The sequence below is a fragment of the Rhodopila sp. genome, from assembly GCF_965276935.1.
GTDB lineage: Bacteria > Pseudomonadota > Alphaproteobacteria > Acetobacterales > Acetobacteraceae > Rhodopila.
Window position 1 is genome coordinate 1,930,107 of sequence record NZ_CBDIBS010000004.1, and the last position, 22,137, is coordinate 1,952,243.

The 22,137-nt window shown below is 62.0% G+C and carries 19 protein-coding genes and 1 tRNA gene; 7 read left to right on the forward strand and 13 right to left on the reverse strand.

From position 1 onward, the window contains the following. Positions 1-15: 15 nt before the first annotated feature. The 10 genes from ACQY4S_RS25320 to ACQY4S_RS25365 all read right to left on the reverse strand — a co-directional run bounded on the left by ACQY4S_RS25320 (position 16) and on the right by ACQY4S_RS25365 (position 10,607). Positions 16-963: a carbohydrate ABC transporter permease gene (locus ACQY4S_RS25320; protein ID WP_428487940.1), complete on the reverse strand. Its 948-nt coding sequence runs from the start codon at positions 961-963 to the stop codon at positions 16-18. After that, on the reverse strand, positions 960-1,880 hold the full coding sequence (locus ACQY4S_RS25325) for a carbohydrate ABC transporter permease (protein WP_428487941.1): 921 nt from the start codon (positions 1,878-1,880) through the stop codon (positions 960-962). Before ACQY4S_RS25325 ends, ACQY4S_RS25320 begins: the two co-directional genes overlap by 4 nt. Positions 1,881-1,896: 16 nt before the next feature. Beyond that, the gene (locus tag ACQY4S_RS25330; RefSeq protein ID WP_428487942.1) at positions 1,897-3,273 is read right to left on the reverse strand and encodes an ABC transporter substrate-binding protein; all 1,377 of its coding nucleotides are present in this window, start codon (positions 3,271-3,273) and stop codon (positions 1,897-1,899) included. A gap of 385 nt (positions 3,274-3,658) precedes the next feature. Beyond that, complete coding sequence (locus tag ACQY4S_RS25335; protein ID WP_428487943.1) at positions 3,659-4,096, reverse strand: CBS domain-containing protein; 438 nt, start codon at positions 4,094-4,096, stop codon at positions 3,659-3,661. A gap of 164 nt (positions 4,097-4,260) precedes the next feature. Further along, a complete protein-coding gene (locus tag ACQY4S_RS25340) occupies positions 4,261-4,434 on the reverse strand; it encodes a DUF1328 domain-containing protein (protein WP_428487944.1) in 174 nt (57 codons plus the stop codon). 195 nt (positions 4,435-4,629) lie between these two features. After that, the gene (locus ACQY4S_RS25345; RefSeq protein ID WP_428487945.1) at positions 4,630-6,408 is read right to left on the reverse strand and encodes a glucan ABC transporter ATP-binding protein/ permease; all 1,779 of its coding nucleotides are present in this window, start codon (positions 6,406-6,408) and stop codon (positions 4,630-4,632) included. 115 nt (positions 6,409-6,523) lie between these two features. Beyond that, the gene (locus ACQY4S_RS25350; RefSeq protein ID WP_428487946.1) at positions 6,524-6,856 is read right to left on the reverse strand and encodes a DUF2934 domain-containing protein; all 333 of its coding nucleotides are present in this window, start codon (positions 6,854-6,856) and stop codon (positions 6,524-6,526) included. 67 nt (positions 6,857-6,923) lie between these two features. Beyond that, entirely contained in the window at positions 6,924-8,042 is a 1,119-nt protein-coding gene (locus ACQY4S_RS25355; RefSeq protein WP_428487947.1) for an alpha-hydroxy acid oxidase, read from the reverse strand. A 28-nt stretch (positions 8,043-8,070) separates the two neighbouring features. After that, entirely contained in the window at positions 8,071-9,291 is a 1,221-nt protein-coding gene (locus ACQY4S_RS25360; protein WP_428487948.1) for an MFS transporter, read from the reverse strand. Positions 9,292-9,551: 260 nt separating this feature from the next. Beyond that, positions 9,552-10,607 (reverse strand): glycosyltransferase family 4 protein, encoded by a 1,056-nt coding sequence (locus ACQY4S_RS25365; RefSeq protein ID WP_428487949.1) that lies wholly within the window; start codon positions 10,605-10,607, stop codon positions 9,552-9,554. A gap of 433 nt (positions 10,608-11,040) precedes the next feature. Here ACQY4S_RS25365 and ACQY4S_RS25370 point away from each other — a divergent pair, with 433 nt between their 5' ends. Both ACQY4S_RS25370 and ACQY4S_RS25375 read left to right on the forward strand, forming a co-directional pair. Next, complete coding sequence (locus ACQY4S_RS25370) at positions 11,041-12,804, forward strand: ABC transporter ATP-binding protein (RefSeq protein WP_428487950.1); 1,764 nt, start codon at positions 11,041-11,043, stop codon at positions 12,802-12,804. Between the two features lie 397 nt (positions 12,805-13,201). Further along, on the forward strand, positions 13,202-14,212 hold the full coding sequence (locus ACQY4S_RS25375; protein WP_428487951.1) for a 1-aminocyclopropane-1-carboxylate deaminase: 1,011 nt from the start codon (positions 13,202-13,204) through the stop codon (positions 14,210-14,212). A gap of 175 nt (positions 14,213-14,387) precedes the next feature. On the opposite strand, the gene ACQY4S_RS25380 is transcribed toward ACQY4S_RS25375, so the two are convergent. Both ACQY4S_RS25380 and ACQY4S_RS25385 read right to left on the reverse strand, forming a co-directional pair. Next, complete coding sequence (locus ACQY4S_RS25380; protein ID WP_428487952.1) at positions 14,388-15,590, reverse strand: M24 family metallopeptidase; 1,203 nt, start codon at positions 15,588-15,590, stop codon at positions 14,388-14,390. A gap of 214 nt (positions 15,591-15,804) precedes the next feature. Beyond that, positions 15,805-16,476 carry a hypothetical protein gene (locus ACQY4S_RS25385; protein WP_428487953.1) on the reverse strand — a complete coding sequence of 224 codons (672 nt, stop codon included), beginning with the start codon at positions 16,474-16,476 and terminating at the stop codon, positions 15,805-15,807. Between the two features lie 418 nt (positions 16,477-16,894). Here ACQY4S_RS25385 and ACQY4S_RS25390 point away from each other — a divergent pair. The 3 genes from ACQY4S_RS25390 (at position 16,895) to ACQY4S_RS25400 (ending at position 18,884) form a co-directional block, all read left to right on the forward strand. Next, positions 16,895-16,969, forward strand: a tRNA-Thr gene (locus ACQY4S_RS25390). 67 nt (positions 16,970-17,036) lie between these two features. Then, positions 17,037-17,261: a hypothetical protein gene (locus tag ACQY4S_RS25395; RefSeq protein WP_428487954.1), complete on the forward strand. Its 225-nt coding sequence runs from the start codon at positions 17,037-17,039 to the stop codon at positions 17,259-17,261. 189 nt (positions 17,262-17,450) lie between these two features. Next, entirely contained in the window at positions 17,451-18,884 is a 1,434-nt protein-coding gene (locus ACQY4S_RS25400; RefSeq protein ID WP_428488500.1) for an NAD-dependent succinate-semialdehyde dehydrogenase, read from the forward strand. 88 nt (positions 18,885-18,972) lie between these two features. Here the strand turns inward: ACQY4S_RS25400 and ACQY4S_RS25405 are convergent, their stop codons facing one another. Next, the gene (locus ACQY4S_RS25405) at positions 18,973-19,887 is read right to left on the reverse strand and encodes an SDR family NAD(P)-dependent oxidoreductase (RefSeq protein WP_428487955.1); all 915 of its coding nucleotides are present in this window, start codon (positions 19,885-19,887) and stop codon (positions 18,973-18,975) included. A 275-nt stretch (positions 19,888-20,162) separates the two neighbouring features. On the opposite strand from ACQY4S_RS25405, the gene ACQY4S_RS25410 reads away from it, so the two are divergent. Together ACQY4S_RS25410 and sufB are read left to right on the forward strand one after the other, a co-directional pair. Then, positions 20,163-20,639 carry an SUF system Fe-S cluster assembly regulator gene (locus tag ACQY4S_RS25410; RefSeq protein ID WP_428487956.1) on the forward strand — a complete coding sequence of 159 codons (477 nt, stop codon included), beginning with the start codon at positions 20,163-20,165 and terminating at the stop codon, positions 20,637-20,639. A gap of 12 nt (positions 20,640-20,651) precedes the next feature. Next, entirely contained in the window at positions 20,652-22,136 is a 1,485-nt protein-coding gene (gene sufB / locus ACQY4S_RS25415) for a Fe-S cluster assembly protein SufB (RefSeq protein WP_428487957.1), read from the forward strand. Position 22,137 lies beyond the last annotated feature (1 nt).

The window sequence follows — 22,137 nt, forward strand, 5'->3', positions numbered from 1 at the left end:
CCGCGGCAGTGGCGCCTACCCCTTGACGCCGCCCATGGTCAGGCCCGCGGCCATGTAACGTCGGAACCCGTAATACAGGATGATCGGAGGAAGCGCGTAGATGATGGCGGTCGCCATCATGTAGTTCCATGGCGATTCATCGCTGTTAAGGAACTGCGCCAGCGCCACCGCCACCGTCATGCTTTGAGGTGTGGATAGCAGCAAGAAATTGTATAGATACTCGTTCCACGCAAGCAACAGTGCATAAGTGCCGACGGCAACCAGGGCCGGCGCCATCAGCGGCAGGTAGATCCGGAGGTAGATCTGCAACGGGTTGGCGCCATCGATCCGCGCCGATTCGTCGAGCTCCATCGGGATCGATTTGCCGTATTGCGAGAAGATGAAGATGGCATAAGGCGTGGCGAACGTCACCAGCGCCGCGATCACTGACCAGAGGTTGTTCGTCAACCCATAGATCTGCATGATCCGATAGAAAGGTATCGCCAGAAACGATGCTGGGATGACATAGGTCATCAGCGCCGCATTGGTCAGCATCCATCCGTTGCGAAGGTGCAGCCGCCCGACGGTGAAGCTGGCCAGCGAGCCAATCAGCAACGTCAGGAACATCGTCGTCAGGCCGACATAGAAGCTGTTGCCGAACTGATGCCAGAAATTTGCGAGGTACCAGAAGCCCTGGGTCACCACAATGAAAAAGCTGTGCAGAGAGGGATGTTCCGGCCAGACCGCGCCACTGAACACGTCATCGTGGCTGTCGAGCGCGATGATCCACATGTTGTAGATCGGCGCGATCGACCAGATGGCGATCAGAACGGCAAGCACGACCGTTATCGCTTCCACCCCGTAGCGTCGCAGCCGATAGTGCTGTCGCGATCTCCGTCGAGGAACCGCTCGTGCGCCACCGGCACTTGTCTCCCGCGCTACGGTGGCGCTCGCGCCGACCGTTCCGCCGTAGCTTGCGGTCATAGCTGCGTCTCCGACATGCGAAGCTTACGCATCAGTATGTAGACAAGTGGAACCAGCACCGGCAGCGCGGTCATGACCTCCGCCACGCCGAGGCGCGGCAGCGCGACGGTATAGGCATAGCGGATGCCGAGCGTGGCCAGCACCTCGGTGGACATCGCCGGTCCGCCGCCGGAGACGAAGTATGTTGCGTTGAAATCACCGAGGGCGAACACGGTGTCGAGCAGCACACAGACGAGATACAGGTTCGCCAACAGCGGAAAGGTTATATGCGTGAACCGGCGCAGGCCGGTCGCGCCATCGACGTCGGCGGCTTCGTATAGCTCCTGCGGGACCGCCATTCTGCCGGCCAGCAAGATCACCGTCCAGAACGGCAGGTTCTTCCAGATGTAGGCTGCGATGTTTGATGCGAGGCCAAGCCAGTGCGAATTGAGATAGATGGGTCCGTCAAAACCGAACAGCATCCACAACACGTTGTTGAGCATGCCCCATTGGCCATTCAGCAGCCAGTGGATCGACATGTAGGCTGGCAGCGCAGGGGTTGCCCAGGGCAGGATATAGACCACCAGCAAGGCCTTGATCCACCAGCGCTTGCGCATGAAGAAACCCGACAGCAGCAGGGCCAGGAACATCTTCACGTTCACCCCGACGCCGACGTAGATCACCGTGTTGATTACCGCGGTGAAATAGCGGGGATCCGAGAACAACTGGCTGTAGAGTTCTGGTTGGCTGCCCATCCAAAGCCCATAGCCGATCGGGTAGACGACAAATGCGAAGAACACCGCCACGTAGGGCAGGGCAAAAGCCACCGCCCACATATGCTCGGTGCCACGCAGCCCACCGAACCACGTGCGTTGTCGCGCCAGCCGCGTGGGAGTCTGAGCCGATCCGACCGTGAGTGCCGGCTGCGTGACGCTCATGTTTACCTCCCAAGTGCTACCCGGAGATGCGCGCGAAGATCTGTTCGGCCCGTTTGAACGCCTTGTCGATCGCCGCGCTTGGCGTCATGGCGTTCTTGATGACATCGGCATGGGCCTGGCCCCAGAGTTGCTCGGCGTTGAGCTGTCCCCAGGCTGGCGTGTAGCCTTCGAACACCGGGATGGTTGGATCCAGCACGGCTTCCTTCACGTAAGGCGCCAGGCACGGCTCGGAGGATTTAAGCCAGAACGGGTCGTCCTTGACGAGCTGCCCGATCGCCGGAACCCACCGACCCAGGCCGCCCTTCAGATTCTCGTTCATGACGTTCGGCTGCATCCAGTACTTCATGAAGTCCTTGGCAACCTCGACGTTCTTTGCTCCCTTCGGGATGAATCCGCCGCCGGTGCCGACCTGGGCCGGAATCGGCTGGCCGTCATTACCGAGCGGAAGGCCCATCGTCACCATGTCGTGATAGAACGCCTGCTTGTCGTTGATCATCGCCAGCTCGGTCGACAATGTGCCGTCAAAGTCCACCACGAACAGCTTCTCGTGGAAGCCGTTGTTGTCGTCGGCATCGTTCCAGCTCAGGGCCTCCGGCGGAATGTAGCCATCCTTATAGGCGGTTGTCAGATACTCGACCGACTTGATCGCCGCTTCGCGGATCTTTGGATCGTCCGTGTGCAGCTTGCCGTCGGGCGTGACGATCCCCTTACCGCCGTTGGCGATCAGGAACGCCTGAAACAGGCCGTTGCCGTCGTTCGGCCCAACAGTGGTAATCTGCAGGCCGAGCGCATAGATCTTCCGCATACCCTTGGCACGCAACGCTTTCTGTGTCGGCTTAAAGAAATCCCAGAACGCATCCCAGGTCTTCGGGGCGTCCGACATCTTGAAGCCGGCTTTCTCGATCAGACTTCCCCAAATATGGAACGGAGCGCATCCCTGCTTAATCGGACAAAGGTAGTAGCTGCGCTTGTTCGTGGTCTTGTTAAAGAAAGTGGAGCCTGCCTCCGCGGTTTTGGTGAGCTGAGATTGGTAGGCGGACACGACGTCGGACACGTCGACCAACTTGTCGTCCCAGGCGTTCTGCGGCAGGATCGTTGCCGGCGCATCCATGAACACGAGGTCAGGGACGTCTCCGCTGGTCAGCGCGGAGATGGTTTTTTGATTTTGCGCCATGAACGGCATGATGCTGTAGTCAAGTGTATTGCCGCTGGCCTTCATGTAGTTTTCAGCCACCTTTTTAAAGGCGGCATCTTCCTGCGGAATGAAACCTTGGTTCATCCACACGACGGCAGTCTTGGCTGCGGCGTTAGCGATGAAGGGGCGGGCTAGCGGCACGGTTGACGCCAGGTACAGGGACCCGCGCAACACCGAGCGTCTGCTCAAGTGGCTCATGTTCATTCTCCCTGCGCCCTGTTCGGGCAGCGTCGTCCGTTTTTCTGGACAACTTTTATGTCAGGGCATTCAAATGCGCGTCTAAAAAGCTGTCAAGTCAATTTCTTGAACTTGATAGGCATGAATTTGACCGCATCAGGGGTGTTAAACGTTAGACCATGATCGTTCGAGGTTGCACCTTCGCCCGTGTTTGATCATGGCCTAAACTCCTTGTTTCGATTCTGATCACACAAGGAACGGTTTCGGCTCCGGCGTCTGAGCGGCAGGGCACACTGTCATAAGGATGTGCAAAATCCTGTTCGATCAGGCGCAGAAAACGTCACAGACAATCACGCTACCCTGCCGGCTCGCTTCATCTCCGGCTTGATACCGACAGCCGCTTGCGTCAGACCGATCCCGCGACATAGGCCGTCAGACTTTCAACAACCGTGTCCTGGTGCATGATCCTGGCCTTAACCACGTCGCCGATGCTGATCAGCCCGACCAGCGTATCGTGATCCATTACCGGCAGGTGACGGAACCGGCCGACGGTCATCATCTGCATGGCCTCGGCGACCGTTGTATCGGGCCGGGCAACCAGAATCGCGCGGGTCATCAACTGCCCAGCAGTCATTTCAAGGGTCTTCTCCCCGTTCGCCGCCAGACTGCACACGACGTCCCGCTCACTGACGATACCCAGCAACTGTTCCGTCTGATCCATCACCAGCACGGCGCCAATGCGGCGGTGCGACAGCAGCGCGACAATCTCGGAGACCAAGGCGGTCGGCGTGACTGTCGTAACCTGATAACCCTTGTGTTTTAGAATCAAGGCGACCGTTGTCATTTTATTGCCTCCCATTTCAGGAAGCTACGACTCCGGCGGTATTTGGTCGCTTGTCGAAGGACGTCTGCGTGGCCGGATCGCGCCCCTGTATCCTTTAGAGGAATACAGGATGCGCCTTCCGGTTGCAGAAATGCAAATTGTGACTGTGCGGTGCAGCAAATTCGCTACCAGAGAGTACTGCCCGCCATCAAGCCGGCAACCAGAAGCACAACGAAGATGACGATGGCAATAAAGAACAGGATGCGTGCGATATCAGCCGAGGCCGCGGCAACCCCGCCGAAACCGAATATGGCAGCGACGATTGACACCACGAGAAAGAATAAAGCCAGTCGCAGCATGACGTTGTTCCACTTCAAGAAAAGGAGGGCATGACTTCCTCAGGATAGTCAGCACTGGTCATTTCGCGTGTCACACGTTGTTGACTAGACTGCTTTCAGTCTGACTGTACAGCCCCAAAAGCGGTCCAGCTTTCTGTTTTATCGCATGATTCACATGCGTTGGGCGTGCCGCTCAGCGCAACCATGCTCTGGAACTCACTCCGCCGCCACCAACTGCGGAATAGTCGGCGCAAGCTGGGTCTGAACAAGCTCCGCGAAACGGCCGTTCTGTGCGATTAGCGCGTCAAAGCTGCCGCTTTCGACAATCTGGCCACCATCGAACACCAGGATCTCGTCGGCATCACGAACAGTCGACAAACGATGCGCGATGATGAACGTCGTGCGGCCGGCCATCAGAGTCTTTAATGCTCGACTGACCCGCGCCTCGGTCGCCGCGTCCAGCGCACTGGTCGCCTCGTCCAGGATCAGGATTGGCGGGTTCTTCAACAGTGCGCGCGCGATCGCCAAGCGCTGCTTTTGGCCGCCGGACAGGCTGGTTCCCCGCTCCCCGATCATTGTATCATAGCCATTCGCCTGGCGGATGATGAACTCGTGCGCGTCGGCCATCCGGCAGGCCTGCTCGATCTCCTCGTCCGTCGCGTCCGGGTGTCCGACCAACAGGTTGTCGCGGATGCTGCGATTGAACAGCAGACTTTCCTGAAACACCACGCCAATGTTGGCGCGCAGGCTGTCCAGCGAGACCTCCCTCAGGTCCTGGCTGTCGATCGTGATGCGGCCGTCGATCGGGTCCCACAGACGTTGCAGCATCGCCATCGCGGTCGACTTGCCAGCGCCGGTGTGGCCAACCAACGCCACGCAAGTGCCGGGCTTGGCGGTGAATGACATATGACTGAGCACCGGACCGCCGCCGTTTGGATAAGCAAACGACACGTCATCGAAGCGGACTTCCCCACGCGGCGCCCATAACGTGCGCGCGTCCAATTTCTCCGGCACACTGCTGCGGGCATCAAGAATATTGAAGAAATCCTCCAGCGCCGGCAGCTTGAAGAACAGCGACGAAACGAATGACGCGGCGGTTTCCAGCCGGCCGATCAGCAGCATGGCAAAGCCCATGAAGCTGACGATTTCGCCGACGCTTGCGTGGCCGTTCACATGCAGCCAAGTGCCAATCACGACGATGGTGATCACCGCCAGTGTGCTGGAGGCACGGGTCATGACGTTGACCAGCGCCCACCAATTGAGCACCGGGAACTGGTGCTTAATCACCTGCTGGGCGATGTCGCCGAACAGCCGAGCCTCGGCTGACAGGCGGGTGAAGGACTGCACCACCATGACGTTGGACAGCGCGTCCTGCGCGGTGCCGGCGAGCGAGGAGTTCAAGCCCTCGACCCGCTGCTGCGCGGTTTCCGTCTGCTTCACGACAAAGCCAGTGATGACCAGGAAGATCGCCACCAAGACAATCAGCACAAGGCCGAGGCGCCAGTTCAGGATCAGCGTCATCGGCAGCAGCACGAAGGCGGACAGGATGGTGGAAAGCTGATCGCGGAAGAACACTAGCCAAGTGCCAAACAGGCCATCGGTGCCGGTCAGCATCGCCTTGATCAAACGACCGGAGTGGGTGTCGCCATGGAACGACAGCGGCAACCCAAGAACGTGGCCAAAATAGGTGCCCATCGTCCGGATGCGGTGGCGATGCGCCAAACGCTCCGTCTGCAGCGAGACGGCGATGTTGCTGATAATTCCGCCAACGCCAACCGCGGCCCAGATGCCGAGCAGAAGTGCAGCCTGATGCCACAGCTCCGCGGGCTGCAGACGATCCGACCGCGAAAGCAGATTGACGACGCGGCCAAACAGCACCGGGTCGAGGAACTGCAGTCCCGCCACCATCAGGTTCGCGCCGGCGAGGAAGCCCGCTATCCGGATGTCACGGCCAAGCAGGCCAAGTACTCGTCCATACACTCGAAAGAAACGCATCTGCCCATCCCTGTGGGAAGGCAACGTGCCTCCCGTCTGTGCTCACAATCAAGGATGGGGGACGCATGTGGCATTAAATGGGCAATTTCATAAAAAACTGGTCACAACGAAGGAATCACGTTTTTTTGGTCCTGGCACGTGCACGGCGTTTCACCACGGGGGTCGGCTGCTCTTCACCCTGGTCGGTAAATCGGCCTGGGAATTCACCCAAGTTTTCCTGAATCTCGGCTTCCTCGATGCCGCTTTCCCGCCGTGAGTCGGGTGTGGTCTGCGGGTTGGGCAACAAACCACTGCCGGCGCTATTCTCCATACCGATCAGCTCACGCGCCCGCTCCCAGTACTCTACATCGCGGCCGTGCGGTTTGCCGTCAGCTTCCCATAGGTGATAAGCCCGCTCGCGAACGCGCTGTTCATGGGCGGGATCGGTGGTTAGTGGATTTCGTGCCATAAAGCCTCTCAGTCCTATCAATCAAGCCACGATACTAATGAGATCGGTTGGGCGGCGTTGCACTACGTCAGCCGTGATATTCGGGCGTGGTCTGCAGCAGCGGGAAGCCGCTGTGCGCGTGAGGCGACGTGACCCCCGGCGCATCGCGAAACAGGTAGCCTGGATGCAGCTCCGCCAACCTGCGTGCGCCGGCCAGCGCCATGGCCACGCCGAATTCGTGCTCCAGCAGTTCAAGCATCTTGTGCACCCCGGCCTCGCCATCGGCGGCGAGTGCGTAGCAATACATCCGCCCCATCGCCACCGCGTCCGCCCCCAGCGCGATCGCCTTCACGATGTCCGTGCCGCGGCAGATGCTGCCGTCGACGATGACCTTCGCCCGTCCGCGCACCGCCGCCATTACCTCCGGCAGCACGTCCATCGAGCCGCGGCCGTGATCGAGCTGCCGTCCGCCGTGGTTTGAGACGTAGATCCCGTCCACGCCATGCTCACAGCACAGCGCCGCGTCCTCGGCGGTGGCGATGCCCTTCAGGATCAGCGGGATGCGGTGGTTGTCCTTGAAGTGCCTGACGTTGTCCCAGGTGAAGCCGGCCTGGTAGTTCTGTCCGGTGGCGACGGCGCGCCAGGGCTTGACGAAGCGTCCGGCGATGTCGCGCTCGCGACGGGAGTAGGCGGCGGTGTCCACGGTGATGGCGAAGGCGTCATAGCCGGCGTCGACCGCGCGCTTCGCGACGTCGTCGACCCAGGCATCATTGCCGCGGACATAAAGCTGGAAGATCTTCGGTCCGGTCGCGGCGGCGGCGGCTTCCTCCAGGCCCGGATGCGTCACCGAACTCACCATGATCGGCACGCCAAAGATTGAGGCGGCTCGCCCGGCGGTCGCGGCGCCACCCGGATGGAACGACTCCAGGGAGCCGACCGGCGCCAGGATCACCGGCATGCGCAGCTTGCGGCCGAACAGCATGGTGCTCAGGTCGATTCTGGAGACATCGACGCAGACGCGCGGCCGCAACGCCAGGCTGTCGATCGCCAGGCGGTTGCGGCGAAGCGTGGTTTCCGTTTCGGCCGCGCCGACGAGGTAGCCCCAGATGTGGTCGGACAGCTTGGCGCGCGCAGCGGGAATGAATTCATGCAGGCACTGGAAGTCGCCGGTGGGTTCGAACAGGTGCTTGGCCTCGGCTTGATCCATGATGTTCCCTCCGTCGATGTCAGTCGTATCAGGCACCGGCGGGCTGGTCCAGCCGAGAGCGGCCGGCGGGCGCGGGGCGGGTTTCCGGCATTGTCAACCACAGCAGGACGGTGCCGGCGGCGCCCACCGCGGCGAGGGCGAGAAACGCCGCCTGCGTATCGATCCGGTCGGCCAGCCAGCCAGCGATGGTGGTGCTGAACGTGGCCCCCAGGCCGGAGGCAAGGCCGAACGTGCCGATCGCAAGGTTGAGGTAGCCGGTACGCTCGGTCAGGTCGGCGGCGATTAGCGGGATCATCAGGCCCAGCATGGTGGCGCTGACCCCATCCAATGCCTCGATGGCGATCAGCGGCAAGGCGGATGGCAGCGTGGCGAAGAGCAGCGCGCGGGCCGGCACAGCGACGAAACCAGCCAGCAGCACCGGCCGCCGACCGATCCGTTGCGCCAGCGCGCCCGCCCGAGGCGACAGTACGGCGGTGATCAGCTGGGGCAGCACGATGCTCGCCGATACAACATAGCCCGGCGTGCCGCCGCGATGCGTCAGGCCGCTGAGGGCCAGGGGCAGCAGGGCCGCGTTGGCCAACTGGAACAGCACCACGCCGATGGCGAACATATGCAGTGGCGGGTCGGCGAAGATCCGCCAGAACGGGTGCTCACGTTGATGCGGCGGACTGAGCGCCTTGTGCCGGCCCTCGGGGTCAAGGTGGTCCGAAGGCCGGATCAGCAGCAGGGAACCCAGGGCCGGCAGGACCAGAACGGCGGTGAGGATGAAGACTGACCGCTCAGAGGTGTAGGAGGCGACGCCGCCGAGGACGGCCGCCGTCGCCGCGGTCCCCAGCGCGGCGTAGCGGGTATTGACGCCGAGCCGTTCGCTGAACGCAGCATGACCGCAAAGCGACAGGGTCAGCGCCGCGATCACAGGCGTCATGACGCTACTGGCCGTTGCATGCTCGACCTGTGAAGCCCAGACCACAAGCCGTGACGGCGGCAGGCACAGCAGAAGGGCCCCCAGACCCAGGGCGATCAGGCCGCCGGCGGCGACGTTGCGCTTGGCGTGGATATGATCCACCAGCATGCCGCCGGGGAGTTGGCTGGCCAAGCCGGCGACGGTGCCGATGCTAAGAGCTACGCCGATCGCGGTGAAGTCCCAGCCTTGCTGGCTTAGCCAGACGGCAATGAACGGGCCGAAGCCAGTCTGCACCCCCGCAGTGAAAAAGTTCAGGCCATTTAGTGCCAGGCTGCCGCGCGTCACGTTCCCCACCATGAAAAGGCTCGGGCGGCGGACCGCTCCAAACCGATGGAGATCATAGCAAGCGTATTGCCGCAAGGTACTTGGTGAAAAGGCGACGCGCCAGGGCTGTGTCCTGAACTCGCAAAGGGAGCTAGCTCAAGACCTAATGGGCTCCAACGGCATCCGCCCTTGGCACGGTCAAGGGGCGGAGCTTGTGCCTTGCTTTCTACCGATACACCGTCGGCCGTGGCACTCGTACCGCACGTACCGCACCCACGACCTCAGGCCGTCACTGCCCGTAACCGGGACACTGGCTTTGCCAGGTTTCGATAGGCATCCACATAGTCCTCCGCCATGCGGCGGGCGGTGAAACGGCGCTCAAAGGTGGCGCGGACGCGGCTGCGATCCAGCGCATGAACGCGGCCGACGGCGCGAACGGCTTGGTCGATGTCGTTGACGATGAAGCCGGTCAAACCGTCGTCGATCACCTCGGACACCGAGCCGGCGTTGAAGGCAATGACCGGCGTGCCGCACGCCATGGCCTCGATCATGACCAAGCCGAACGGCTCGGGCCAGTTGATCGGAAAGATCAGGGCGTGCGCGCCGGACAGGAACGCAGGTTTCTGCGCATCATTGATCTCACCGATGAACTCGACGTTCGGGTTATCAAGGATCAGCGGCCTGATCAGCGTATCGTAGTAGTCCTTATCGGCGTTATCGACCTTGGCGGCGATCTTCAGCTTCAGCCCGGCCTTGCCGGCGATCCGGATCGCTCGGTCCACACCTTTTTCAGGCGAGATACGGCCGAGGAAGGCAGCATAATCCTGCTTCACAGGTTGTGGCGCCAGCAGATCGGCCGGGATGCCGTGCAGCACCGTGCGGATCCAGTTGAGGTTCGGAATGGGCCCGCGCTGGCTGTCGGAAATGGACACGAACGGCGCGGTATCGAAGGTACTGTAGGTCTCCTGGAACTCCGGCAGGTCGAGGCGGCCGTGCAGGGTGGTCAGGAATGGCACCTTCTGGCGGCTGAACAGCGACAACGGGAAATAGTCGGTGTGGAAGTGCAGCACATCGAACGCGTCCTTGTGGCGATAGATCAGTTCCATCATGCGGTGATAGATGGCGACCCAGTCCTTGGCGGTCGGATCGAGCCGCAGGGCCTGGTCGCACATCGGCGCCAGGTCGGCGGAGGTCAGTGAGTCGCCGCTGGCAAACAGGGTGACGTCGTGGCCCATCGCAACCAGTTCCTCGGTCAGAAAAGAGACCACACGCTCAGTGCCACCATAAAGTTTGGGAGGAACCGCCTCGAATAGAGGTGATATTTGTGCAATACGCATGAACAACTGGCCTCAAACTGGACTTGACGTTTAGTCGCACATCTAAACTATTGCTGTATCGCTGTCAGGAAAACTGTATTTGACTTCACGAACTTGTTGCTTTTATCACCTGTCAGTTATAGATTTTGAATGTGGCGAAAAATCGGCGGCTCGCTGGCCACCCTTGACTTCCTGTCCCGAAATAAAACTCAGTCACTCCGAAACCAGCCCGCCGCGAAACCACATCCATGCGTCCGGGTCGGCATCCTTTTCCCGAAGACAGGAGCACGCCGCCATCATGGGGCATAGCCGAGAAGCCTACACTCAGTCGGACCTAGAAGCCTGCGCCGCGCCGCCTGCCTCCAACCCTTGTTCTGGCGCTCTCCCTGGCGGCCCCTCTGGCGCTCCCTCTGGCCTTGGTGATCCAGGGTCATTTGCTCCGCACAATTTCGACTTGCCGGCATTGCGCGGCCGGCCGCTGGTGTTTCTGTTTTCTTATATGCGGCGTCATCCCGGCGGGCATCTGACGGTGGTCCTGTCTGTCATCATCGCGGTGGCGAGCGGCGTGTCATCGCAATATGGCGTGAAGCACCTTATCGATATCGTCTCAACCGGCCGAGATACGAGACCGGATTGGGTATGGGGCGCCTTCGCGCTGCTCTGCGGGCTGGTTGGGGCGGACAACCTGGCATGGCGTGTGGGAGGATATGCGGCGCACCGCAACTTCATCAGGGTAACCGGCGACATCCGCCGCGACCTGTTTCGACATCTGTCCGGCCATTCGCCGAGCTACTTCTCTGAACGCCTGCCCGGCGGATTGGCCAGCCGGATCAGCGCCACCGCGAACGCCGCCTTTACGCTGGAAACCACGGGGGCCTGGAACGTAATGCCGCCGATCATCGGGGTTGCCCTGTCGATCGGCTTCATCGGCTGGGTCAACCTGACGCTGGCCGCAGTTCTGGCCGGTGTGTCGGCGATCCTGGGGGTGCTGGTCTTCGGCCTTGCTCGCCGCGGCACCGACCTGCACATTGATTATGCCGAAAAAGCCGCCGCGGTGGACGGCGAACTGGTCGATGTCATCGGCAACTTCGGCGTCGTTCGGGCGTTTGGCGCAACGCTGCGGGAGCAGGCGCGGATCGGCGCCACCATGGCCATCGAGATGGCATCGCGCCGGCGCAGCCTGTACTACCTTGAGCATATACGCATGGTGCATGCGCTGCTGACCGCGCTGCTGACCGCGGGCGTGATCGCCTGGGGGATTCTGCTGTGGCAGCATGGTCAGGCCAGCGTGGGCGATCTGGTACTGATCACCACGCTGGCCTTGGGCATTCTGCACGGGACCCGCGACCTCGCCGTCGCACTGGTCGACCTAACCCAGCATGTCGCTCGGCTGGAGGAAGCCATCGATGCGGTGCTGATCCCGCACGAACTGCCCGATCGGCCTAATGCCCAGCGGCTGCCTCTGGGTCCCGGCGCGGTCGCGTTCGAGCACACCAGCTTTGCTTACGCGGGCAGAGAGGCAGTGCTGGAAGACTTTGATCTGGTGATCGCGCCGGGGCAACGCGTCGGACTGGTCGGCCACTCGGGCGCCGGAAAGTCCACCGTCATGGCGCTGCTGCAGCGCTTCTACGAGATTGGCGACGGCCGCATCCGCATCGACGGACACGATATCCGTGATGTGACACAGGAAAGCCTGCGCACCGTGATGGCTATCGTGCCGCAGGACATCGCCCTGTTCAATCGCACGGTAATGGACAACATTCGCTACGCGCGTCCCGACGCGACGGAGCAGGAGGTGCTGGCCGCGGCCGAGACAGCGCACTGCCGTGACTTCATCGAGGCGCTGCCTGACGGATTTACAACCATGGTTGGCGACCGCGGGGTGAAACTATCAGGCGGACAGCGGCAGCGCCTGGCAATCGCGCGGGCGCTGCTGAAGAACGCGCCGATCCTGCTGCTGGACGAGGCGACCAGCGCGCTGGACACTACATCCGAGCAGGCGATCCAGCAGGCGCTGGACCGGCTGATGGTCGGACGCACCGTGATTGCCATCGCTCACCGGCTATCCACGCTGCAAAGCTTCGACCGCATCATCGTCATGGACAAGGGCCATATCGTCGATGACGGTCCCCCCGCCATGCTGGCGGCTCGGCCGGGCCTGTATCGCGACCTGCTGCGCAAGCAGCGGATGGGGATGGCGGAAGCAGCGGCGGCCTGAGCGTCCCAGCCGTCAAAGGCGCCGCAGTCAGGTCCGTTGATTGTAAACCTATCGCCGTTCCTACATACGTTGCCACATGGTGCGCTTCGCCTGCCCGCGATGGCAGCCCTGCGCAAGACTTGACGATGGACCCGCCGCCCTGCCGCGCGCGATTCGGTCGCGACAGACCCGAACGTTCGATTCAGCGACTTTCCTGTAACCGCGGACAGGGCGGGCTGTCAGCGGATCAACAGATGCACCGGCTGTTGCAATCCGATGGCCGCCTCCGGCCCTAATTCGAGCGCAGGCATCCCGGGTGCATCAACCCTGGTTTTCCGCACATCGACCGCCGGGTTTGGTGGGAAGCGGCCACTTTGCTAGGCTTCGGTGCATCGTCACCACGAGGATCCCGGCCGCGATGCTGTCCAAGTTTGCCCGCTACAAGCTGACCTTTGGACCTACCCCGATCGAAAAGCTGTCTCGCCTCACCGCGCATCTCGGCGGCGATGTCGAAATCTACGCCAAGCGAGAGGACTGCAACTCAGGACTGGCATTCGGCGGCAACAAGCTGCGCAAGCTGGAGTACATCGTCCCAGACGCAATCGCGCGCCACGCGGACACGCTGGTCTCGATTGGCGGTGTGCAATCCAACCACACGCGCATGGTCGCGGCCGTCGCCGCCAAGATCGGGATGAAGTGCCTGCTCATCCAGGAAAGCTGGGTACCGCACGAGGATGCGGTGTACGACCGGGTCGGCAACATCCTGCTGTCCCGGATCATGGGCGCCGAGACGCAACTGGTTGACGAGGGCTTCGACATCGGCATCCGAGAGAGCTGGACCCGCGCGCTGGCGGAAGTGAAAGCCAGAGGCGGCAAGCCATACGCCATTCCGGCCGGTGCATCCGTGCACGAATTCGGCGGCCTGGGGTATGTCGGATTTGCCGAGGAGGTGCGCGCGCAGGAACGCGAGATCGGACTTCGGTTCGACTATGTGATCGTCTGCACGGTCACCGGCTCAACCCATGCCGGCATGGTTGTCGGATTTGCCGCGGACGGGCGGGAACGCAACGTCATCGGCATCGATGCCTCCCGCACCCCGGCGCAAACCAAGGCGCAAGTGCTCGACATCGCGCGGAAGACATCCGAGTTAGTCGGCGGCAAGCCGATCACCGCGGACGATATCGTGCTGCAGGAGGAGTACGCCTACCCGGCCTACGGCGTACCTTCCAAGGAGACGGTGGAAGCAATTCGCCTATCCGCCCGGCTGGAAGGCATGATCACCGACCCGGTATATGAGGGGAAGTCGATGCAAGGCATGATCGACTTGGTGCGGAAGGGCTTCTTCCCGAAAGGCTCCAAAGTCCTTTACGCTCACCTGGGCGGCGCGCCCGCGCTGAACGGTTACAGCTACACATTCCGCAACGGCTGATAGTCGTTTGCCCGTGCAGCTTTGTTATGGGATCGACGCAGGTTGTAAAAGCCAGCCGGGCAACCTTGATCGAATGCTCGGTTCCGCTGTGACCAAATTCCTATCGCAGCCGGGCGTGCGTTCAGCGGTCGCGGACAGCCGCGACGAAGGCCTGACCGTCAGCCGTCGTGCCTTTTCACGCGGCGATTGACCGAGCCGCCGCGGCACTGCGGGTATTGCCGCGGTTCCAGCCGCGTCCAGCGGCCCCCAGGATCTCGTGTCCCTGTTCGCGGACCAGGACGGTGTCTTCCAGCTTGATAAAGCCGCGCCGCGGATGACGCAGGGTGGTTTCGATCGACAGCACCATGCCGGAATCGAGCGGGCGGTCGGCATCCTCGGCCGGATAGGGCACCGGCCCGGTAGCGGTCAGGTGCGGCACCTCGTGGCTGACCAGCCCCATGCCATGGGCAAGGAAGGCAATGTCGCCGGCGTGCGGCGAACGCCGCCGCACCGCCTCCGCCAGATCATAGATCGTCTGCCCGGGGACGCCGCCTCGAACCGCCTGGAACGCTGCCTGCTGGATCGCGTCCACCTCGCCCAGCAGGTCGACAAGTTCAGTGTCCGGCTCACCCAGAATGCCCATGCGGCAAACGTCGCCAATATAGCCCTGGAAGTTGCCGCCGGAATCGAGCGACAGGATCTCGCCAGCCTGCCAAGGCTGATCCGAAGCCGCGCGGTTGAGACTGGAACCGGCGGTGATCAGGCAGTAATCGAAGTCCAGACCGCGCATCACCTGCTCGCGCCGCAGTGCCTCCACAAGCTGATGCTTCGTCGTCCCCGGGCCGTGGCCTGCGATGACCGCGAGCATGGCATCGATGACGCGGTCGGAGGCAAGTCGCAGCTTGTCGATCTCGTGCGGGCGCTTTCGAGCCCGAAGACGTTCCAGTGCCGGCAGCGCGTCCAGTGTCTGACTGCCAGGGAAGCCATCGCGCAACACCTGGAACGCATCGGCCGGCAGGAAGCCCAGCTCGGCGGCGATGCGGCGGGCGGGCAGGCCGGCGGTCTTGATGAACTCGACAGCCTGCCGCATCGCATCGCCGGAGCCCGAGGATGCAGTACGAACCGCCGAAACCCAAAGTGGACTGACCTCCTGCTGGAATGTCTCCATCTTGTGGCCGATATAGGCGGTCTGGTCTGCCCTGCCCCTCGGGTAGATCACGATGGGCAGATAGCGGCTGAGGCCGATCGCGTCGGCGTGCTCGAAAAAGCCGGAGCGGTGTCCGCCGAGCAGGTACTGGACATTCGGCTTTGATGTCGCCAGCAGCAGGTCCACGCCGGCTGCTTCCATCAGCCGGTCCAGCAACAGGGTGTCGAACGGAGCTGATGGTGGGTTCTGCATGGGCGGCTCCTTGCTATGAACCGCTAACGGCAGGCCGCCCGCGCGGTTGCTGCCGCGCATGGTGAATGTCCGGCTAACATAGTGGCGCGAGCTACGTGGTGCGCTTGGCCCAGCTTGGCAATCAGCGCCAAAGAAAGCTGGGCTGTTGATCAATCCGGGCCAGCGAACGGCGGGCCAAGGGTGCGGGTTCCATGGCATCAAGCTGCTGCGCGGGTCAGGCGAAGAGCATCGCCGGAGGCTGCCCCGGCGGATGGGCATGGTCGAAGACAACCCAGGCGTGGTGGTGCTGTGCCGCCTTAGTGTCCTCGCCCCGATCAAACCACCGGATGCGCTGCGTCAGCACCACGGTGGCGGCGAACGGAGCGGCGGACATCATGGCGGATGCTCTTCGACCGGCAATCCACTGCAGGCGCACCAGCAGCGCGAGTTGGCCTTGAACGGAAGCGGTCAGCATCAGTGCGTGGCGCAGAAAGCCCAGCATGGCGGTGGGTGATCGCGACTGTGCCGCCTGCGAGCCGGAATCGCCATAGGGCGGGTTCGTCACCAGGCTTCGGCAGCCCCTTGGCACCTCGCGGCAACTGAGGAAGTCGACACCGGCGGTGCCGAAGCCGCGGTTGACGATGTCAGTGGATATCACATCATGGCCGTGCGCCCCGAGCACGGCGGACATCGCGCCATCGCCGCAGCAGGGTTCCCATACCGGGCCGCGCAAGCGAACGTGCCCAAGCAGTGCTTCGGTAACCCAGGATGGAGTGGCGTAGAAGTCCTGACCGATGCGGTCGAAGCCTGATGCATGAATGGCTCGGGCCTCCGGCCGAGCGGGTTTGAGTTGGGGCGGCGATGCATTGATCGTGGCGACCGGCAGACCGGGGCGCGGCACGCTCACCTGGGCGGCACCATGTGAAGGACGCTGCTGGCGACGTTGGCGGGCATGGGATCACTCCGGCTGGGGGTAAGGCCTGATTGGACCAAGACTCTTCGAAGCTGCTTGGTGCGACTCGCGCGGGACAGCTGGCACGAGATTTTATCGCGTTGCGGTTTCCGCAAACAACCGCGACGGCATTTTGGCCGGCCGGTGAGGTGTGAGAGTGATGTAGCAAGACCAGCCGGCCGGGGATGCCGATGCCCGGAGTCAGCCTTGTTTGGGCTTCAACAGCCAGTGACAGCCATTCCATTCCAGGCTTGCAGAAAGCACGGGCTCGTCGTATCGACGCTCGCTGAGCAAGGCAGTTTCATCTAGCTCGCAGCAAACGTTATATACGGATCAGGCGATGCTGCATGTGGTATCCGTCGCGGCACACCATGCCGGGTTAGCACAGCGGTAGTGCAGCGGTTTTGTAAACCGAAGGTCGGGGGTTCAAGTCCCTCACCCGGCACCATGTCGTCATAAGACTCTTGCTTCGAACCTGGTTTTTCAGAAGCAACGCGGCCCCGGCGGTCAGACCGATGACCAAGTCGAAATGGCAAACAGCCGATCCCGACGACATCGGCCGATATGCTGCTCGCCCAAGGCGTTCGACGCCGATGTTGACGAGCATGCCTTCATCTCAGCAAAGGGCAGCGGCAAAAAGCCTCGCAGCGACGACGCCTTTACAAGGCACCCCGCCTGATCAAGAACGCCTTGAAATCCCGAACCACATCACGGCGTGGCAACGCGCGATGAAGAGCTAGCGGGAATCTTGCTGCCGACGTCCATTTGCCGCCAGCGTCATCTGACTCGGTTGACGATGCACCCGAGTGACGACGGCCCCAGCTAGCGACGATGGACTGGTAACGCCTTTGCGGTAGACCTATCTGCCAGTCGAGTCACAGCAAGTGGGTCACAAGAGGCACCGTAGTCCGCCAGCAAAGGGCATGAACATGTACGCCGACGTTTCGCTTTTCATCGACGGCACCTGGACCAACGCCGTCGCGGGTCGCACCATACCAGTCGTCAATCCGGCCACTGGTGAACCGATTGGCAGCGTTGCCCATGCCGATCGGCCTGACCTCGACCGCGCATTGGACGCTGCCGACAGGGGCTTTCGTCAGTGGCGGAAAGTCTCCGCCTTTGAACGCTCCAAGCTCATGCGCAAGGCCGCCGACATCCTGCGCGAACGGGCGGACGCGATCGCTGGATTGATGACGCTGGAGCAGGGGAAGCCGCTGCCGGAGGCAAAGCTGGAGGTGCTTGCCGGCGCCGACGTTATCGACTGGTTCGCCGAGGAAGCTCGGCGGGCCTATGGCCGCGTTATTCCCGCGCGAGCGGAGGGCGTCTACCAGCTCGTGATCAAGGAACCAGTTGGTCCCGTCGCGGCCTTCACGCCATGGAATTTCCCGATCAACCAGGTGGTGCGGAAACTTTCCGCCGCACTGGCAGCCGGCTGCTCGATCATTGTCAAGGCGCCGGAGGAAACGCCGGCCTCACCCGCCGAACTGGTCCGCGCTTTCGCCGATGCCGGGGTGCCGGCTGGCGTGATCAACCTGGTCTATGGTGTCCCGGCGGAGATCTCGGAATATCTCATCCCGCACCCGATCATCCGAAAGATGTCGTTCACCGGCTCGACCGCGATCGGCAAGCAGTTGGCGGCGCTGGCTGGACTGCACATGAAGCGCATCACGATGGAACTCGGCGGCCACGCACCGGCGATTGTATTTGATGACGCGGATATCGACAGCGCGAGCCGCCTGCTCGCCGGCGCGAAATACCGCAATGCCGGCCAGGTCTGCGTCTCGCCGACCCGGATGCTGGTGCAGGAAAGGGTCTATGACCAGTTTGTCGAGGGGTTCGTTGCTCATACCAAGACAGTGAAGGTCGGCGACGGTTTGGAGGCCGGCACCACAATGGGCCCGTTGGCGAACGCGCGTCGCATCAACGCGATGGAGAGCCTGATTGGCGATGCCATGCAGAAGGGTGCGACGGTACGCACCGGTGGCAGCCGCATCGGCAACAAGGGCAACTTCTTCGAGCCAACGGTGCTGACAGACGTACCGTTGGAAGCGCGCGTCATGAACGAGGAACCTTTTGGCCCCTTGGCTATCATCACGCCGTTCCGCAGCTTTGATGATGTGGTGGCCGAGGCGAACCGCTTGCCATACGGCTTGGCGTCATATGCCTATACGCGGTCGGCAAGGACAGCGAATGCAATTGCCGCCGCGGTGGAAGCTGGCATGATGTCGATCAACCACCATGGCTTGGCGCTGCCGGAGGTTCCGTTCGGCGGTGTACGGGATTCGGGTTATGGCTCCGAGGGCGGATCCGAGGCGATCGAAGCCTATCTCAACACCAAGTTCGTCAGCCAGGCGGGGCTATAGGACATCGCTTCCGAAAGCGTCTGCCGTTTTTTCCCGTCATGGCCAGATCTGGCCATGACGGGGCAGTTCTTGTTACGCAGGCAACTCGTTACAGCGGATCCCAACCAAACACTTCGCCCGAGCGGTCCAACGGCATGAACGCGGCTTTCATCGCTGGAATGCAATGATCGGCAATGCTCTCGGGCGTCCAACCATCGGCGCGGTGCACAATGCGAATTGGGCGGGGCGAGCTGAACAAGATCATTTCGTTCATCCGGCAACCAAACACCTGACCAGTCACGCCCTCGGATGCATTCGAAGACAGGTAGACCGCCATTGGTGCGTTCTTGTCGGGTGTCATCTGCTGGATTTTCGCTACCCGCGCCTGCTGTTCCGGCGTCGTCGCGGGGATCGAGCTGGTCATCCGGCTCCAGGCGAACGGCGCGATGCAGTTTGACCGTACGTTGTAGCGTTGCATATCCAGCGCGATTGATTTTGATAGCGCGGTCATGCCGAGCTTGGCGGCGGAATAGTTGGCCTGGCCAAAATTGCCGATGAGGCCGGATGTGCTGCTCATGTGCACGAACGTGCCGCTCTCCTGCTTGCGGTAGTGTTCGGCCGCGGCGCGGGAGACAAAGAAGGACCCGTTCAGGTGCACGGCGATGACGGACAGCCAGTCATCCTCGGTCATCTTGTGGAAGATCACGTCGCGAAGGATGCCGGCGTTGTTGACCACGGCGTCGATGCGGCCAAAATGATCCAGCGCCGCCTGGATGATCTTTTGTGCTGATCCCCAGGCCGCGACGGACTCGGTGCAGATTTCGGCGACGCCGCCTTTCTGCGCGATGATCTGCTTGGTCTGTTCAGCCGGGCTGGCCGATCCGCCCTCTCCGGTCAGGGAGGCGCCGATGTCCGCCACGATCACGCGGGCGCCCGCGGCCGCCATCATGATCGCGATCTCTCGTCCGATGCCTCCACCGGCCCCGGTGACGACCGCAACCTTGCCTTCCATCATACCTGGCATTGATTTTCTCCTGAACGCGAAGCGGCTAACGCTAGACAAGTCAGCGGTGATTGTGAACCCGGCATGCCGGCTGGCCAGGCAACCGAAACAGGCGTGGGTTGGGTCGTCGCTCAGCCCCCGTTCGGCAGGATTACCTGTTTCAACGGCGGCTGGGAAAATACCCACCCAAAGGCGACGAACCCCTTGACGCTGCTCGTTGGGTACGCCACTTCCCATCAATCAGGACTACATCGGTCCTTTATCCCCAACCGGTCGTTCGCGAGGGTTCGCACGCCATGCTCAGGCTTTCGAAGCTCACTGACTATGCCGTCGTGGTGCTCGTGCGCCTGTCCCGCCTGGACGGCGTCCAGACGTCCCCTGGTATTGCCGCGGCTACCGGCATTCCGGAGCCGACGGTCGCCAAGGTGCTAAAAATTCTTGCGGGCAGCAACCTGGTTACCTCGCAGCGCGGCGCGCGCGGCGGTTATCGGCTAAACCGCACCCTGTCGAACATCCCGGTTGCCGACGTCATCGCCGCGATTGATGGACCGATCGCGCTGACTGCCTGCGTTGATGGCTCCGCCACCGAATGCGAGTCACTTGGTCTCTGCCCCATGCGTGGGCGGTGGGATCCGGTGAACGATGCGATCCGGACGGCGTTGTCCCTGATAACCTTGGCCGATATGCAGGTCTCAGCCATTCCGTCGATCTTTCGGGTGCCCGCCAAGGCTGCCCACGCATCAAACGCCGTTTCCCTGCCGGCCGCCGAATAGGACGCCATGCCAATGACCGCTGTTGCCGAAACACTTGACACCCTCCAGTCCGTCACCCAGTCCGGCTACAAATGGGGTTTCGAGACCACGATTGAGATGGACTTCGCGCCCAAGGGGCTGAACGAGGACATCATCCGGCTGATCTCCGCCCGCAAGGAAGAGCCGGCCTGGATGCTGGAGTGGCGGCTGAAGGCCTATGCCGCGTGGCTGAAGATGGAAGAACCGAACTGGGCCCGCGTCGACCATCCGCCGATCGACTACCAGGACCTGCACTATTATGCCGCGCCGAAGAAGAAGGCCGGGCCGAAGACCCTGGATGAAGTCGATCCCGAACTCCTGAAAATGTACGAAAAGCTCGGCATTCCGCTCAAGGAACGAGCGTTGCTGGCCGGCGTCGATCCGGATAGCGTGGAAGACCGGCAGGTCGCGGTCGATGCCGTGTTCGACAGCGTGTCCGTCGCCACGACATTCCAGCAAACCCTGCGCAAGGCCGGCGTGATCTTCTGCCCGATCAGCGAGGCGGTGCGCGAGCACCCCGATCTGGTGAAGCAGTACCTCGGCACGGTCGTGCCCACGGGCGACAACTTTTTTGCTGCGTTGAACAGCGCCGTCTTCACCGATGGCAGCTTCGTCTACATTCCCAAGGGCGTGCGCTGCCCGATGGAGTTGTCGACCTACTTCCGCATCAATGCCCGCAACACCGGGCAGTTCGAGCGGACCCTGATCATTGCTGACGTCGGCAGCCATGTCAGCTATCTGGAAGGCTGCACCGCACCACAGCGCGACGAAAATCAGTTGCACGCGGCGGTGGTCGAACTGGTCGCGCTGGACGACGCCCAAATCAAGTATTCCACCGTGCAGAACTGGTATCCCGGCGATGCCAACGGCAAGGGCGGCATCTACAACTTCGTGACCAAGCGTGGCGCCTGCCGCGGCGCGCGTTCGAAAATTTCCTGGACGCAGGTGGAAACAGGGTCGGCGATCACCTGGAAGTACCCATCGTGCGTACTGCATGGCGAGGATAGCGTGGGTGAGTTCTACTCGGTCGCGGTGACCAACAATCATCAGCAGGCCGATACTGGAACGAAGATGATCCACATCGGCAAAGGCTCGCGCAGCACGATCATTTCCAAGGGCATCAGCGCCGGCAGGTCGGACAACACCTATCGCGGTCTGGTGCGGATGCTGCCAAGTGCGGCGCACGCGCGCAACTTTACCCAGTGCGACAGCCTGCTGATTGGTGACCAGTGCGGCGCGCATACCGTGCCGTATATCGAAAGCCGCAATCTGACGGCGAAGGTAGAACACGAGGCAACGACCTCGAAGATCGCCGACGATCAATTGTTTTATTGCCGTCAGCGTGGGTTGTCGGAGGAGGATGCTGTCAGCCTGATCGTCAACGGCTTCTGCAAGGATGTCTTGAAGGAACTGCCGATGGAGTTCGCCGTGGAGGCGCAAAAGCTCCTGGCTGTGTCTCTTGAAGGATCTGTGGGATAAA